The sequence below is a fragment of the Pontibacter populi genome, assembly GCF_019336435.1.
Lineage (GTDB): Bacteria > Bacteroidota > Bacteroidia > Cytophagales > Hymenobacteraceae > Pontibacter > Pontibacter humidus.
The window spans coordinates 87,440-102,578 of the sequence record NZ_JAHWXQ010000001.1 but is presented as its reverse complement, the minus strand read 5'-3'; the positions used below and the strand labels follow the sequence as shown (position 1 = coordinate 102,578).

General features: G+C 46.9%; 15 protein-coding genes. 9 read left to right on the top strand and 6 right to left on the bottom strand.

All coding sequences use genetic code 11. The features are described 5' to 3' along the window. Positions 1 to 11 precede the first annotated feature (11 nt). From KYK27_RS00385 to KYK27_RS00370, 4 genes are all read right to left on the bottom strand, one after another. Positions 12 to 698 (bottom strand): pseudouridine synthase, encoded by a 687-nt coding sequence (locus tag KYK27_RS00385; protein ID WP_199108105.1) that lies wholly within the window; start codon positions 696 to 698, stop codon positions 12 to 14. A 51-nt stretch (positions 699 to 749) separates the two neighbouring features. Continuing rightward, entirely contained in the window at positions 750 to 1,325 is a 576-nt protein-coding gene (locus KYK27_RS00380; protein ID WP_199108104.1) for a GNAT family N-acetyltransferase, read from the bottom strand. Positions 1,326 to 2,285: 960 nt separating this feature from the next. Beyond that, on the bottom strand, positions 2,286 to 2,939 hold the full coding sequence (locus KYK27_RS00375; RefSeq protein ID WP_199108103.1) for a hypothetical protein: 654 nt from the start codon (positions 2,937 to 2,939) through the stop codon (positions 2,286 to 2,288). 25 nt (positions 2,940 to 2,964) lie between these two features. Next, complete coding sequence (locus KYK27_RS00370) at positions 2,965 to 3,759, bottom strand: M48 family metallopeptidase (protein WP_199108102.1); 795 nt, start codon at positions 3,757 to 3,759, stop codon at positions 2,965 to 2,967. 369 nt (positions 3,760 to 4,128) lie between these two features. Here KYK27_RS00370 and KYK27_RS00365 point away from each other — a divergent pair, with 369 nt between their 5' ends. The 9 genes from KYK27_RS00365 (at position 4,129) to KYK27_RS00325 (ending at position 12,634) form a co-directional block, all read left to right on the top strand. Continuing rightward, positions 4,129 to 4,740 (top strand): fumarylacetoacetate hydrolase family protein, encoded by a 612-nt coding sequence (locus tag KYK27_RS00365; protein WP_199108101.1) that lies wholly within the window; start codon positions 4,129 to 4,131, stop codon positions 4,738 to 4,740. Further along, positions 4,727 to 6,619, top strand: a complete 1,893-nt coding sequence (locus KYK27_RS00360; RefSeq protein ID WP_233150189.1) for a M23 family metallopeptidase — start codon at positions 4,727 to 4,729, stop codon at positions 6,617 to 6,619. Before KYK27_RS00365 ends, KYK27_RS00360 begins: the two co-directional genes overlap by 14 nt. 86 nt (positions 6,620 to 6,705) lie before the next feature. After that, a complete protein-coding gene (bcp, locus tag KYK27_RS00355; RefSeq protein ID WP_199108100.1) occupies positions 6,706 to 7,155 on the top strand; it encodes a thioredoxin-dependent thiol peroxidase in 450 nt (149 codons plus the stop codon). A gap of 133 nt (positions 7,156 to 7,288) precedes the next feature. Continuing rightward, on the top strand, positions 7,289 to 8,146 hold the full coding sequence (locus KYK27_RS00350; RefSeq protein ID WP_199108099.1) for a transketolase: 858 nt from the start codon (positions 7,289 to 7,291) through the stop codon (positions 8,144 to 8,146). A gap of 33 nt (positions 8,147 to 8,179) precedes the next feature. Next, positions 8,180 to 9,574, top strand: a complete 1,395-nt coding sequence (locus KYK27_RS00345; protein ID WP_199108098.1) for a vWA domain-containing protein — start codon at positions 8,180 to 8,182, stop codon at positions 9,572 to 9,574. 57 nt (positions 9,575 to 9,631) lie between these two features. Next, positions 9,632 to 10,591 carry a transketolase family protein gene (locus KYK27_RS00340; protein ID WP_199108097.1) on the top strand — a complete coding sequence of 320 codons (960 nt, stop codon included), beginning with the start codon at positions 9,632 to 9,634 and terminating at the stop codon, positions 10,589 to 10,591. A 556-nt stretch (positions 10,592 to 11,147) separates the two neighbouring features. Beyond that, positions 11,148 to 11,687 carry an RNA polymerase sigma factor gene (locus KYK27_RS00335; protein WP_199108096.1) on the top strand — a complete coding sequence of 180 codons (540 nt, stop codon included), beginning with the start codon at positions 11,148 to 11,150 and terminating at the stop codon, positions 11,685 to 11,687. Positions 11,688 to 11,723: 36 nt separating this feature from the next. Further along, positions 11,724 to 12,164: a hypothetical protein gene (locus KYK27_RS00330; RefSeq protein WP_199108095.1), complete on the top strand. Its 441-nt coding sequence runs from the start codon at positions 11,724 to 11,726 to the stop codon at positions 12,162 to 12,164. Positions 12,165 to 12,175: 11 nt separating this feature from the next. Beyond that, complete coding sequence (locus tag KYK27_RS00325; protein WP_199108094.1) at positions 12,176 to 12,634, top strand: hypothetical protein; 459 nt, start codon at positions 12,176 to 12,178, stop codon at positions 12,632 to 12,634. A 662-nt stretch (positions 12,635 to 13,296) separates the two neighbouring features. Here the strand turns inward: KYK27_RS00325 and xseB are convergent. Next, complete coding sequence (gene xseB, locus KYK27_RS00320; protein ID WP_199108093.1) at positions 13,297 to 13,563, bottom strand: exodeoxyribonuclease VII small subunit; 267 nt, start codon at positions 13,561 to 13,563, stop codon at positions 13,297 to 13,299. Further along, entirely contained in the window at positions 13,550 to 15,115 is a 1,566-nt protein-coding gene (xseA, locus tag KYK27_RS00315; RefSeq protein WP_199108092.1) for an exodeoxyribonuclease VII large subunit, read from the bottom strand. The genes xseB and xseA overlap by 14 nt, the downstream gene beginning before the upstream one ends. Between the last annotated feature and the right edge of the window lie 24 nt (positions 15,116 to 15,139).

Genomic DNA, 15,139 nt, shown 5'->3' with positions numbered 1-15,139 from the left:
AAACCCGTTACTTACTGAAAGTCCTCTTTTGATTTGGAAGGTCTTGGTCGGCTGGAATTCTGGCGGCTATCGTAGTGGCGGCCACCTTTGCCTTTTGGTTTTGCCGGGCTTTTGAAATTGCTGCCACCAGCGCTCAGGCTTTTTAACTTTGTTACTTCGTCAGCTGTCAGCTCGCGGTACTCGCCGGGTTGCAGCTCACCTATAGTTAGCGGGCCAATACTCGGACGGATAAGCCTTAAAGTTGGGAAACCAACAGCGGCTGTCATACGGCGCACCTGTCGGTTCATGCCCTGCGATATCTTAATTTCGACCCAGGTAGCAGGGATTTCTTTCCGGAAACGGATAGGAGTGGAGCGCTCCCAAACCTGCGGCTCTTCTTCTAAAATGCTGGCTTTGGCAGGAGCAGTTTTTACGCCTTTTATAGTTACGCCACGGCGCAGTTCATCCAGCGCTTCTTCAGTAGGCAATCCATCTACCTGTACCCAATACGTTTTCTCTATCTTAAATTTAGGATCGGAGAGACGGTGCTGTAAGACTTTATCATCGGTAAGCAACACCAATCCTTCGCTGTCATAATCCAGCCTACCGACCGGGTAAATGCCGGGTACCGGCACGTGGTCTTTTAATGTAGCGCGACCGGCTTCGTCCGTAAACTGGGTCAGTACTTCGTAAGGTTTATTTAGGATGATATACTTCAAGGAGTAGGTTGTATTTAGAAACTATGAATTAGAGATTGTCTGCTTTTTTACTCACCAGGAGCTTTTAAGTTGCTCGTACTCGGGTTGCAGCAGTGATAATAGCAGCGAGTCCTCGTTTATGCCATCTACCACGTAATGCCCGCGTGCGTTGCCCTCTACTGTAAAGCCGTAACGTTTCAGAAGCTTTGCAGACGGAGTATTATATGCGGCAATATAGGCTTCGATACGGTGCAGGTTTAGTTGTTCAAAACCATATGCCAGAATAGCTGCCAGTGCCTCCGTCATATAGCCTTTACCCTTGTCTTCGTCGGCGTAAAGTTCATAGCCAATTTCGGCCCGGCGGTGCGTTGGTGCCCATGTATGATACCCGCATTTGCCGATCACTCTGCCATTTTGCTTATCCAGTATATGGAAACTAAGAAACGTAGAAAAATACGTGACCAAGCCCTGGTTGTACTTCTCGCGTTCCGTCTCAACTTCTTTGCTGGTGTTAAGCCCTAAATACTCGGCTATTTTAGAGCTGTTGCATTCGGTAAACAGGAATTTGTAAACTTCCGGACTAAGCTCACGCAGGTAAAGTCGTTCTGTTTCCAGGAAAGTCTGTGAAGGTATGATCGGTCTTTTCATAGTTGGCTGTTGTTGTGTGGCAGGTGAAACAAAGATACAACTAATAACAGCAACTGTAGTAGGGTTTGTTTTGGATTGTGGGGAGTGCGGTAGTATAGGTTTATCCCTTCCTGGTTTTGTCTGAATCAGGATTTACAGGATTAAAGGATTTTTAGGATTGGGCTTTGGTATAGTTACTGTTTCTCCGCTGGCGCGGGTTTGCAACCCGTGCCTTACTATAGTGTTGAGTTTGTAACTCAACTGGCCCGGAAGGGACAGGCATAAGTAGAAGCGCTGGCTATAGTTTTATAGGGCTGGCCCAACCACCCCAGCCCCTCCTTGACTAAGGCGGAGAGCTTTAGGTTACTATAGTTAAAGTTATAGTTTTATAGTTTCCGTTTGTCATCCCCCTGCCCCCTTCAAAGGGGACTTTTCTGCCACTGCCTTTCCAGCCGTCATTTCTATTAGCGGGAGAAATCTGAATTAGCTATAGTTACAGCCCATGAAAAGGACAGGTTTACCTGTTCCTTTGAAACTATAGCAGTTCAAAACTATAGCTTTTCCTATCGAACTGATCTCAGTCTTTGGGTTGAGCGCCTTTGCTTTGTTGCGGTGCCGCCAGGCAATCCGAGGAACGAGGGAAGCAAGAAAGCAGCAGCGCGATGCCCGAAGACGGGGCCTCCCGGCCGTGAGGGCACCAAAGCTAAATTGAAACAATAAGTGAGTAGAGCTCCCAGGATAAGAGGATATTTGAAAGGATAGCTTGGTTCAGATGGTAAAGTAGCAAACTATAAGTTGAGATAGATTTCTCACATCGTTCGAAATGACAAAGAAGCAACTATAGCACCAGACACTAGCAGGAGCTACGCACGCTGCTAGGTCTTACAACTATACGCAGTCTAGATTTCTCGACTGAAATCGAAATGACAAATGAACAGAAAACAAACAGGGCTGCCATTACTGACAGCCCTGTTTTATAGTTTATCGGGATACTTTAAGTGTCTCCAACCTTCTGGATTCACCTTCCCGCATATTCCGTAGCCTAGCATTTTTGAGCAACTGATTGGTAGTGCTGGACTTCTGTTCGCATAAATTACCGGGTGCGCGGCTTTCGCATTCACACCCTGTTATCTGGCTGCCCGAGAAAGTAAAATAGCAGAAACTACACCCTGCGGTAGCACCACAAATAAACTTATCGCTCTGCGAGCTCAGGTATAAACTATTATCCGAACTCACATCCAGTTGCAAGGCCATAGCGCGGTAAGAACCGTTCCGGATGCCCATGCCTACCAAGTAGTACCCGGCCTTGTCCTGCTTCGTTTCCTGTACCTTTCGTATCATTACTTTGTCTACCACAGTGCCGTCGCCGAACTCTTTTATAAAAGGTTGCATCAGGTCCAGGGGCGGAACAATGTAATCAATACTATCAAAAACCACCTGTGCCAGCAGTTGTCCGTCGTATGCTGCCGAGTCAGTTCCTTCAGCTGCCATCTCAGCAGGCTCATCACTTTCCTCCGGAAAAGCTTCGCGGCGGGTACAGGCTCCGGCCATTAGAAGTACGATCGCGAATACAGCGATCATGCGGGCGCTAAACGGCAGAGCTTGCCACTGGCGCATAAGGGTGGTTTTGGACATAAGGGTTAGGTACGTTTAAAGGCTTCTATTTTCTATAATATTTTTTTGCCTCAGGTATAAATTTCTCCAGGTTGCTCAAACGTGTTCCGGCGCTTGGGTGAGTCGATAAAAACTCTGGCGGTGCCTGGCCACCTGCTTTTGCTTCCATACGTTCCCAGAACGGTACAGCTGCTGCCGGGTCATATCCGGCCATTGCCATAAAGATCAGACCTAATCTGTCAGCTTCTGTTTCCTGGGTACGGCCATACTTTAATAAACCAAGAGTAGAACCAGCGCCATAAACAGTCATGATCAGGTTTTGAGCGGTACCTGGCTGTGTTCCGGCCAGTGCCTGCAAGGTTACGCCGCCAAACTGCTGTGCCAACTGCTGGCTCATGCGCTCGTTGCCGTGTTTCGCAATAGCATGGGCAATCTCATGCCCCATTACGACAGCAAGGCCGGTTTCGTTTTGTGCAATTGGTAAAATTCCGGTATAAACTACAGTTTTTCCACCAGCCATTGCCCAGGCATTCACCTGGTCATCCTGTATCAGGTTAAATTCCCACTGAAAACCTTCCAGCTCCTGTGTTAAATTGTTCTGAGCCATATACTGTTCCACCGCACGTTGTATGCGTTGGCCGGCGCGTTTCACCATTGCAGTTGCCTGCGCATCGCGCGATAGTTTGTTCTCTTTCAAGAATTGGTCGTAGGCATCGTAGCTAAGCGACTGCATCTGTGCATCCGATACCAGGTTCAGCTGTCGGCGGCCGGTTATAGGTACCGTAGTACAGGCAACCATCATTACCACAGCTGCTGAAAAGGTAATTATTTTCTTGTGCATAATCTTAGAGTTTTAATAGCTATTTAACAGAAGTTCAAATTTTGAACCAAAAATAGAAATAGCCTTTGTAACCAATGTTATAAAAATAAAGAAATTGCTATATAGTACGATAATACCTGTTACTTGTTCAGTATCAGGTACTCCTGCCAAAAGACAATTACCTGCCCATTTATACGTTCCGGATACAGGCTATAGTTGTGCAATGCTATAATGCGCATCTTATGTCTGAATTAAGCTTTCGGGCTATAGTTTATAAGTTTAAGATGAAACCGATAATGCGTTCACAATAAATTCATCACTTTTTTCTGTACAATTCGTTAGAAACCTTATTTTTGGAATACAGAACCCTTTACACCTATTCCGCACCCCATGAAAATTTTAGCTATAGGCCGAAACTACGCCGAACACATTGCCGAATTAAAGAACGAAGTACCCGACGAACCTGTCATTTTTTTTAAGCCCGACACCGCCATCCTGCGCAACAACGAGCCGTTTTATTACCCGGAGTATAGTAACGATATTCATCATGAAGTGGAGCTTATTCTGCGCATCAGCCGCGAGGGAAAGAACATCGAGAAAAAGTTTGCCCACAAGTATTATGATGCCATTGGCCTTGGCATAGACTTTACGGCCCGCGACCTGCAAAGCAAAGCCAAAGCGAAAGGCCTGCCCTGGACGCTGGCCAAAGGCTTTAATGGTTCAGCCCCGGTATCAGAGTTTATTCCGTTAGCCCAGTTCCCGGACCTGAAAAATATCGGTTTTAAACTGGAGGTAAATGGCGAAACAAAACAACAAGGCAATTCTAAAATGATGATGAACGATTTCGACGACATCATTGCTTACATTTCACGCTTCATTACCTTAAAAACAGGCGACATTATTTTTACAGGTACACCTGAGGGCGTTGGCCCGGTGAAGATTGGCGACAGATTAGAAGGCTATGTTGAAGATAGAAAACTGCTTGATTTTGAAATTAAATAAGATATTACCGCTTTTTATAGTTGCCGTACTTTCCACCCTTAACCTGGCAGCCCAGTACAACCCAACACCCGGCTATTTTCTGTTCCCGATAAAACCTGGCGAACGCAATTACCTGTCGGGGACGATGGGGGAGATACGCTCCAATCACTTCCATGGTGGTGTTGATATTAAAACTGACCAGCGCGAAGGCCTGAATGTGTATGCTGCTGCCGACGGTTATATTTCCAGGGTAAAGCAGTCTACGTACGGGTATGGCAACATTATTTACATTACGCACCCTAACGGGCTTACCACAACCTATGCGCACCTGCTGCAGTTTGGCGAACCGCTGGGCGAGTACATCCTAAAGAAACAATACGAAAAGCAAACCTTTGAGCTGGAGCTGTTCTTCGAGAAAGACGAATTTCCGGTGAAGCGCGGTCAGGTAATTGGTTTGTCGGGTAATACGGGTGGTTCGGGTGGCCCACACTTGCATTTTGAAATTCGTGATGCACAGGACAGGCTTTACAATCCGCTTCGTTATGATTTTAAAGAAATAATAGACACTACCCCGCCGGATATCTATAGTTTAGCCGTGCTGCCGCTGAACATACACGCCCGCGTAAAAAATGAGTTTAACCGCGCCGAATTCAGTCCTAAAAAGGTAGGCACTAACTATAGTTTAGCAGATACAGTTTTCGCCCACGGCCTTATCGGGCTGGAGTTACAGACCAACGACCGCCTGGACGGCGCTACCAACAAGAACGGTACCCAGGAAGTAACGCTTTTTGTAAACAACAAACCGATCTATAACCATTACATCGAGCAGGTGCCTTTCGAGATCTCGCGCCAGGTCTCGCAGCATATTAATTATTACATGTACAAGCGTTACGGGCGCACGTTCCAGAAAGCTTTTGTTGATTATGGCAACGACCTGCCACTTTACAAAGCCAATGGCAGGCAAGGCCGATTTACGGTGCATGCTGACTCTACTTACCAGGTAAAACTGGTGGCGAAAGACTCTTATAATAATACCTCAACGCTCAGTTTTATAGTTAAGGGCCGGAAACCAACCTTTACCCAGACTTTAGCCAAAGTGGTTAAAAAGCCGGAAATGGATTATGAGATCATCGGGAACGTACTAAAAGTGAGCGCGACCGACACCAGCAAAACGCCGCGCAACGTAGAGCTTTTTGTAAGTGGCAAACGCTTCGACCTGGTACCAAGCTACATGAATAATTCTGCTTCAGTCGCCCTTTACGATCTGCGGGGAGGCATTCCGGATTCTATCGGTTTCTGTGATGTGGGAAAGACGTTTACTTACCAGAAAATGATACCGCCAGCCCAGGACGTAAACTATAAAAACAACTACCTGAGCATCGATTTCGGAAAAGAGTCACTATACGATACGCTTTATCTAAATACTGCCAAAGAAGGGGATGTATATACAGTAGGCGATTATTACACGCCATTGCACCAGTCCATTAAAGTAACCATGAGAGTGGATACCACGGGCATCGACAAGAACAAAGCAGCCGTCTACTTTTTAGGATTAGGTCGTGGACGTGGCTTTGCAGGTGGTAAATGGGAAGGCAACACGGTAACGTTCTTTACTAAGAACATGGGCAAGTTTAAAGTAATGCAGGATACCAAAGCGCCAACTATAAAACTGCTCGGCAAAAGTCCGGCCCAGATCAGGTTCAAGATAGGTGATGACCTCTCCGGGATTCAGTCGTTTAATGCCTGGGTAGATGGTAAGTGGCTCCTGATGAAATATGAGCACAAACAAGCGCTGATTTACTCTGAAAAACTCGATAAAAGTGTACCTTTGTCTGGCGAAGTGATTTTGAAGGTGAAGGATATTGCCGGTAACGAAGCCACTTTTACAACGAAGATCTAATTCAGACAAAAGACAGTTTGATAAAGGACAAAAGATTCAGATTAGTCCTTTGTCTTTTGTCAACCAGTCAAATATTCAAAGAAACTATGAATCTCAACATCGGCGACAAGGCTCCGGAGTTTGAAGGCAAAGACCAGAACGGAAACACAGTTAAGCTGAGCGACTTCCGCGGGAAAAAAGTGATTCTGTACTTTTACCCGAAAGATGACACCAGCGGCTGCACAGCCCAGGCCTGCAACCTCCGCGACAACTATAGCGACCTGAAAAAAGAAGGCTACGAAGTAATTGGCGTGAGCATCGACAGCGAGAAATCGCACCAGAAGTTTATAGGTAAATACGAACTGCCCTTTACCCTGATCGCCGACACCGAGAAACAGATCGTAGAACAATACGGCGTGTGGCAGGAAAAATCGATGTATGGCCGGAAGTATATGGGCACCATGCGCTATACGTTCGTCATCGACGAGAACGGTGTGATACAGGATATCATCACGAAAGTAAAGACCGCCGACCATACGGCTCAGATACTGAAATAAGCAAACGGGCGCAGCTACTCTAAAAGTGGCTGCGCTTTTTGTATATTTGAAACTATAATCCGGCCCATAACTATAGTTTATAGTTTACCCCGTGATCAACAATAAATCAATTTAACAATCAACCAATAATAGCGTGAATCCACACAACAAAAGCATCGAAGAGCTGAAAGACATTGCAGCACAGGTACGTCGCGACATCGTACGTATGGTGCATGCGGTAAACTCGGGCCACCCGGGCGGTTCGCTTGGCTGTACTGATTATTTCGTATCGCTTTACTTCAAAGTAATGAACTATAGCACCGACTTTAAAATGAATGGCGAAGGCGAAGATTTGTTCTTCCTTTCAAACGGCCACATTTCGCCGGTTTGGTATAGTACACTTGCCCGCGCAGGTTTCTTTGATGTAAAAGAGCTGGCTACGTTCCGTAAGCTGAACTCACGTTTACAGGGCCACCCGGCTACTGAAGAAGGTCTGGAAGGCATTCGTATCGCATCTGGCTCGCTGGGCCAGGGCTTATCGGTAGCAACCGGTGCAGCGCAGGTTAAAAAACTGAACAAGGATAACAGACTGGTGTATGTGCTGATGGGCGACGGTGAAGTAGAAGAAGGCCAGGTGTGGGAAGCTGCCATGTATGCTGCTCACCACAAGGTTGATAACATCATCGCAACTATAGATTTAAATGGTCAGCAGATTGATGGCTCTACAGAAGAAGTAATGAGCCTGGGTAGTCTGCGCGCTAAATTCGAAGCTTTTGGCTGGACAGTGCTGGAGACAAGCGGTAACAATTTCGAAACCCTGATACCAAGCCTGGAACAGGCTAAAGCTGAAACAGGCAAAGGCAAGCCAGTAATGTTGCTGATGCACACCGAAATGGGCTATGGTGTTGACTTTATGATGGGGTCGCACAAATGGCACGGCGTAGCACCAAACGATGAGCAGCTGGAGATTGCACTACAGCAGCTGATGGTAAAACACGCTTCGGATTACTAAGCTATAGTTTCAGGTAAAGTGTATCGTTCGGGCATGGCAGCTTGGGTAAAAAAAGCAGGTATTGTTTTGTTGTTGCTGCTACTGGCAATGGCTGGCACTGCTATGGCCCAGGATAAAAAGCCCAAGCCTAAAACGCGTATCCTGTTTTTGCTGGATGCCTCGGGTAGCATGATGGCCAAATGGGAAAAAAGCGACCGCATGAACGTCGCCAAAGACCTGCTGGCCCACCTGGTAGATTCGCTGGAGCGGTTTGAAAATGTGGAAGTTGCCCTCAGGGCATACGGACACCAGCATGGCCGCGAACGCAACGACTGCAAGGATACCAAGCTAGAAGTGCCTTTTGGAGCAAAGAATGCTGCCAATGTCAAGAAAAAGCTTGGTGAGATTGTACCGCGTGGCAATACGCCCATTACCTACTCGCTGGAGCAGACGGCCAATGATTTTCCGGAAGACCCAAGAGCACGTAATGTCGTGATTCTGATTACAGATGGAATTGAGTCGTGTAACGGTGACCCGTGTGCTGTGTCGCTGGCCTTGCAGAAAAAGCGGATCTTTTTGCGCCCATTTGTGATCGGGATCGGGATTGATGCCGAGTACGAGAAACAGCTCAACTGTATTGGCCAGTATTTTAATGCTGCCGATGTAAAAACCTTTGAGAATGTGCTCACCGAGATCGTAACCCAGACCCTGAGCGAAACAACTGTTAGCGTAGAGCTACTCGATGACCAGGATCGTCCCGTGGAAACGAACGTGAACATGACTTTCCTGAATGCGCTGACCGGGCTGCCCGAGTACAACTTTGTACACTACCTGAACGACAGAGGTAAGCCTGATATGCTGGAAATTGATGCGCTGATGCCGTACGACCTGGTTATCAGTACTACACCGGCTGTTGTTGAGCGAAACGTAACTATAAAGCCGGGCCGGAACAATGTTATCAGAGTAAAAGCGCCGCAGGGCACTTTATACCTGCGCCAGGACGGGCCATCGCCTTACGGGCAGCTGCAAACTATAGTCCGGCAAAACGGGGAAGTTAGAACCCTGAACGTGCAGGCATTTGGTGACAAACATAAATACCTGAGTGGTAAATATGACCTGGAAGTGTTAAGTACGCCGCGCATCTACCTGAAAGACATAGAAGTAAAACAGGGCCAGACCAAAACGATAACTATACCTACGCCGGGTCAGTTAGCCATCTCATCGCAGATGCAGGGGTACGGCAGTGTTTATAGTATAGACGAAAGCGGGGCACAGCGCTGGTTACTCAACATCCCGGAAAATAACAGTAAAGTAACTATACCGTTGCAGCCCGGAAACTATAAACTGGTATACCGCATGAAGACCGCACAATCGAGTAAGTTTACTGATGTGCAGGATTTTACCATACGGTCCGGGGCAACAACAACTGTCAGAATTTTTAACAGATAAGAAACCGGCAAACTATAGTTTGCCAACTATAAAAGACTTTTAAGAAAGAACCATACCATGAAAGACTTTCCGTTTACAGAGAAAAAAGATACCCGTTCCGGTTTTGGAGCAGGCCTGCTGGAGCTCGGCCGCACCAACCCAAATGTTGTAGGCCTTTGCGCCGACCTTACCGGCTCGCTTAAAATGGACGCCTTCCAGAAAGAGTTTCCGGAGCGTTTCTTCCAGGTAGGTATTGCCGAAGCCAACATGATCGGTCTTGCTGCCGGTATGACCATTGGCGGTAAAATTCCGTTTACGGGTACGTTTGCCAACTTCTCTACCGGCCGCGTGTACGACCAGATCCGTCAGTCTGTGGCTTACTCTGGCAAAAACGTGAAAATATGCGCTTCGCACGCCGGCCTAACGCTGGGCGAAGACGGTGCCACGCACCAGATTCTGGAAGACCTTGGTATGATGCGCATGCTCCCACACATGACCGTTATCAACCCATGCGACTATAACCAGACCAAAGCTGCAACTATAGCTATCGCGGATCACGAAGGCCCGGTTTATCTGCGTTTCGGTCGTCCGGTAATTCCTAACTTTACGCCAGCTGACCAAAAGTTTGAAATTGGCAAAGCGCTGATGCTGAACGAAGGTACTGATGTAAGTATTTTTGCAACAGGCCACCTGGTTTGGAAAGCTATCCTTGCCGGCCACATCCTGGCAGAAAAAGGTATCAACGCCGAGATCATCAACATCCATACTATAAAGCCGCTTGATGCAGAAGCTATCCTGAAATCGGTAGCTAAAACAGGTTGCGCCGTTACTGCCGAAGAGCACAACCGTTTCGGTGGTCTTGGCGATGCCGTAGCGCAGGTGCTTATTGCAAACACGCCTGTTCCGCAGGAATACGTAGCTGTAAATGATACTTTCGGGGAGTCGGGTACGCCAGACCAACTGATGGAAAAATACGGCCTGACGGAGAATGACATTGTTGCTGCAGCAGAACGCGCCATCAGCAGAAAAAGCAAATAGGTTAGCGATAATCTGACTATATTTAACAGGCTGTACTGTAAAGTGCAGCCTGTTTTGTTTTATAGTTGATTTATAGTTTATATCGCTGGCGCGAGTTTGCAACTCGTGTCTTAATATAATGTCGAATTTGTACCTTAACTGTGTGGGCATCTAAACTATAGTTCGTCACGGGGGAAAATGCTCGCGCCATAGTTAGAGTACCTGCGTGAGGGATGGAGCGGTTGTTTGAGCTCTTTTGGTGAGGCACGAGCCAGAAAGCGAGCCGCGAGAGCCCGGCGGCCCGGCCGGCACGCCCAACTTCACCTTGCCCTAACTATAGCTCTTAAACCAACTATAGGTCAAACTATAAACTGACTTAAATTTAACCTGCTACGCGAACTATAGAAATTAACTTAATTATAGTATTACCTTTAATTACAGCTTAAACTATAGTTTGGACCTAACTATAACCCCAATTATAAATTTCTCAGGTATTATCAACTATAACTGAAATCCAGTTAATTTTAAAGTTTGAGTAAAACCAATACCTGAAATTAAATTACCGCCACCGCACCCAGTGGAAGATAAAGAGATATTAGAGAAGTTCGCTAACCCTGACAGCCGAAACCTGGCCTTTAACCAGCTTGTAAGGAAGTACCAGCAGAAAATATACTGGCACATCCGCAAGATGGTAATAGACCATGAAGACGCCGACGACCTTACCCAGGAAGTTTTTCTGAAGGTATGGAAGAACCTGGAAAATTTCAGGCAGGATGCGCAGCTTTATACCTGGCTCTACCGTATTGCCACCAACGAGTGCCTGACTTTCCTGTCGAGCAAAAAGCGGAAGTTCTTTTTACCCATAAATGATGTGGCTGCCGAGCTGGCCGAAAAAATAGATACCTCTGTGAACATCAGTGGCGATGAGATTCAGCTGAAATTACAGAAAGCCTTACTGAAATTACCTGACAAGCAGCGCCTGGTATTTAACATGAAGTATTACGACGACCTGAAATACGAAGAGATTTCGGAGATACTGGGGACTTCTGTGGGTGCTTTAAAGGCATCTTATCACCTGGCTGTGAAAAAAATTGAAGAATTTCTGAAGCAGGATTAAACTTTTGGAGGAGAACGCTATCTAACCTGTATTACCATGAACAACAAGCCTAAAAATATTACCCTTAGCGAGCTGCCAAAACACAACGTGTACCAGGTACCCGAAGACTACTTCGACCGCCTGCCGACACGCATTATGGAGCGAACTGCTGCTGCACCACAGCAAGCATGGTTGCCTGCCCGGATGTGGCAAGGGATGCGGGTAGCTATGGCTCCGCTCATACTTCTGGCTATGTTTGTTGGCGTATATTATTTTACCCTGGAATCGCAGCCGGACCAGCAGGCTATTAATATGGCTGTTGTAACTGATACGGAGATAGTGGATTACCTTACTGCCAATGCTTCTTTAGAGAGTGCGGATTTTGCCGAACTAAACACTATTCAGAACCAGGAGCTTACCGCTGATTTCCTGAATGTGAGCCCTGTTGCCGCCGAGGAAGAACTTGAATATTACCACCTAAGAGATACTGATTATTAATCACCCATAGCATGAAGCGCATTTTATTGTTACTGTTTATCTGTGCAACTACGTTTGCTACTACAGCAGCTTTTGCCCAGGACAGATCATCTTCTTCTTCTAAAGAGCGTCGCGAGCGTGTAGAAGCTGCTAAAGTTGCATTCCTGACCGATAAAATGGAGCTGACCTCCGAGCAGGCGCAAAAATTCTGGCCACTGTATAACGAGTACGAAACCAAACGCCGCGAACTTTTAAAAGCCTACCGCAGCGGTTACCGCCAGGATGTGGAGGAACTGACTGAGCAGGAAGCAAAAGCCCGTATTGATGGTATGTTCACTACCCGTGAGCGGGAACTAGCTCTGGAGCAGGAGTATGCTGCAAAATATATCCGGGTGATCTCTAACAAACAACTTATAAAACTATACCGCGGCGAACGCGATTTCACGAAACTGTTACTTCAGCGCCTGGATGACAGCCGCGCTTCGAAATAAAGATTTTGGCAAAGTTGAATGACATCAGGCGTCGCTGTTATAGTGATGCCTTTTGTTTTTAAGAGGGTTTTATGATTCTTTTCTGATAGCTTGAGCGCTAGCTTAGGGATTTTAAATGTCTTACAGTTTCCTCTATTGTCATTTCGACGTTAGGAGAAATCTATCTTAGCTTATAGTTTGAGAAGCTCCTATTCTATAGTTAGCTATTCTGCACTTCGAACCAAGCCTTTCTTTCAAATATCCCCTACTCCTGAGAGCTCTATTCGCCTACAGTTCTATAGTTAGCTTTGGTGCCCTCACGGCCGGGAGGCCTCGTCTTCGGGCATCGCGCGGTGTATATTTGCTTTGCTCCTACGTCGCAATGCCTGGCGGTACCGCAAATCTACAAGGCGCTCCACCCAAAGACTGTGATCTTTCGCATAGTTACCAGCATCTATAGTTTGAATCGGTAAGCTTCGAGATTGATCGTGGTTATAGTTTCGAGGGAACAGGTAAACCTGTCCTGATCGTGGAGTGTAACTATAGAACTACAGGGGTGTTAATCAACAACTAAAGAATGACAACTCCGACTACAACTATAGCAGAAATTCCCCTCTCGGGAGGGGTAGGGGTGGGTTAAAACGCGAACGATAAAACTATAGCGCCACAACTATAGCTAAACCCTAAAACAAAGTACCACTTGCCTTACCTTCCGTTTTCTTTGGCTTGGTTGGTTCCTCGCAATTCTCTTCGTTAAACACCTGGTCAATGGCTTTTTCGGCAGCGCGCAGCTTATCCTTACACAACTTTATAAGCTGCGACGAACGCTGTACTTTTTGAGTTAGCTCATCCACATCTACCGCATCGTTTTCAATAGCTCTCAGAATTTCTTCCAGCTCCTGCGTTGCTTCACGGTAGGTCATAGCGCTTATATCTTTATAGGGTGTCATTTGCTTCTTTGTTTACAATTATACTATGGATGGTGCCGTCCTTCATTCTGGTTTCTACTACATCGCCGTCCCGCACCTGGGCTATACTTTTTATGATCTTGCCATTTACTAAGGTTATGGTATAACCACGCAGTAATAGCTTTTCGGGGTTATTGGCCTGTATACTTGCCTCAATCAGCTTGAGCCGGTGCTCGTCGTTCTGCAGCTTGCGGGATGTGGCAAATGCCAGCTTATCGCTTTGCTTGGTAAAACTGATCTGCTTCAGTTTGATGTTCTCTTTTACTTCCGTCTCTACACAATGGCTGAGGGTGTTCAGTTCGTGCTCCTTCATGTGCAGGTAGCGCTGTGCTTTTCCTTCAACGCAAACAGCAAGCTCGCTCAGGTAGCGCTCCCGTTGGTGCATTTGGTCTTTGGTAGTAGCAGTTATGTCACGTTCCAAATCACTTACTACATGCTTCTGACTATCCAGAAAAGCTTTAGGTTTAACCAGCAAACCTCGCGACAAACTTTCCAGTAACTCCCGGCCTTCTTTCAGGAAATCTTTGGTAGTGTTTGAAATGCGAAGTCGCACACGTTCCAGTTTATCGTCAGTCAGGTTCAGTTGCTGGGATGTAAACATCCGGATGCTGTCATACAGGCTTTCGGTATATTCCTCAAAACTTCGGAAACGATCGATGAGGAAAGTGGCAACGGCCGTTGGTGTTTTTAAGCGCGTGTGCGCTACCAGGTCAGCTATACTTTCGTCGCGCTCGTGGCCTATACCTGTAAGTACCGGCAATGGCGCATTCCCAATAGCGGCTGCAATACTATAATCATCAAAGCAGCTCAAATCGGTTTGCGAACCACCACCCCGAATAATCACTATAGCGTCAAACCGTTCTTTGTTCCTGGCAATCAGCGCCATCCCTTTATTTACAGAAGCCGGAGCTTCGTTGCCCTGCACCGTGGCCGGGAAAAGCGTGGTATGGAAACTATAGCCGTACGCGTTGTTTTGCAATTGATGAATAAAGTCGTGGTAACCAGCTGCTGTGGCCGATGAAATAACTGCCAGGCGCTGGGGTACTTCTTCCAGCTCCAGCTCTTTATTGGCTGTCAGTAAACCTTCTGCCTCCAGTCGCTTCAGGGTTTCCTGTCGCTGGCGGGCAAGGTCACCGATGGTATAGTTCGGGTCAATATTCTGTATATCAAGACTCAAACCATACAGCTCATGGAAACGCACCGTTGCCTGGAAAAGGATCTTTAAGCCGGCTTTAAGTGGTTGGCCGGTCTTGTCCTCAAAAAAGCGGCTGAGCATGGCAAAACGGGCACTCCAGATAGTAGCTCGTGCCTGTGCTACTACATTGCGGGCGTCATCGCCTTTGTCAACCAAGGTTACATAGCAATGGCCTTTGCGCCTGTCCGGTGTAATCTGGGCTATTTCGGCTACTACCCAATAACTTTCCGGAAAAGCCACTTCCAGCTCCTCCCTGATCTGCTGGTGCAGCTCAAAGAGCGATAGGGGAGTCTGAAACTCCTCATAAGTGGTGGTTTGCCGGAAAAATAACTGGGACATCAGCCGGATAAATGGTTAGCCTAA

Excerpts from the sequence above, each read along its gene's own strand:
- xseB (WP_199108093.1), bottom strand. The coding sequence starts at position 13,563 with ATGACACCCTATAAAGATATAAGCGCTATGACCTACCGTGAAGCAACG.
- KYK27_RS00370 (WP_199108102.1), bottom strand. The coding sequence starts at position 3,759 with ATGCACAAGAAAATAATTACCTTTTCAGCAGCTGTGGTAATGATGGTT.
- KYK27_RS00325 (WP_199108094.1), top strand. The coding sequence starts at position 12,176 with ATGAAGCGCATTTTATTGTTACTGTTTATCTGTGCAACTACGTTTGCT.
- bcp (WP_199108100.1), top strand. The coding sequence starts at position 6,706 with ATGAATCTCAACATCGGCGACAAGGCTCCGGAGTTTGAAGGCAAAGAC.
- KYK27_RS00375 (WP_199108103.1), bottom strand. The coding sequence starts at position 2,939 with ATGTCCAAAACCACCCTTATGCGCCAGTGGCAAGCTCTGCCGTTTAGC.
- xseA (WP_199108092.1), bottom strand. The coding sequence starts at position 15,115 with ATGTCCCAGTTATTTTTCCGGCAAACCACCACTTATGAGGAGTTTCAG.
- KYK27_RS00340 (WP_199108097.1), top strand. The coding sequence starts at position 9,632 with ATGAAAGACTTTCCGTTTACAGAGAAAAAAGATACCCGTTCCGGTTTT.
- KYK27_RS00380 (WP_199108104.1), bottom strand. The coding sequence starts at position 1,325 with ATGAAAAGACCGATCATACCTTCACAGACTTTCCTGGAAACAGAACGA.
- KYK27_RS00345 (WP_199108098.1), top strand. The coding sequence starts at position 8,180 with ATGGCAGCTTGGGTAAAAAAAGCAGGTATTGTTTTGTTGTTGCTGCTA.
- KYK27_RS00330 (WP_199108095.1), top strand. The coding sequence starts at position 11,724 with ATGAACAACAAGCCTAAAAATATTACCCTTAGCGAGCTGCCAAAACAC.
- KYK27_RS00365 (WP_199108101.1), top strand. The coding sequence starts at position 4,129 with ATGAAAATTTTAGCTATAGGCCGAAACTACGCCGAACACATTGCCGAA.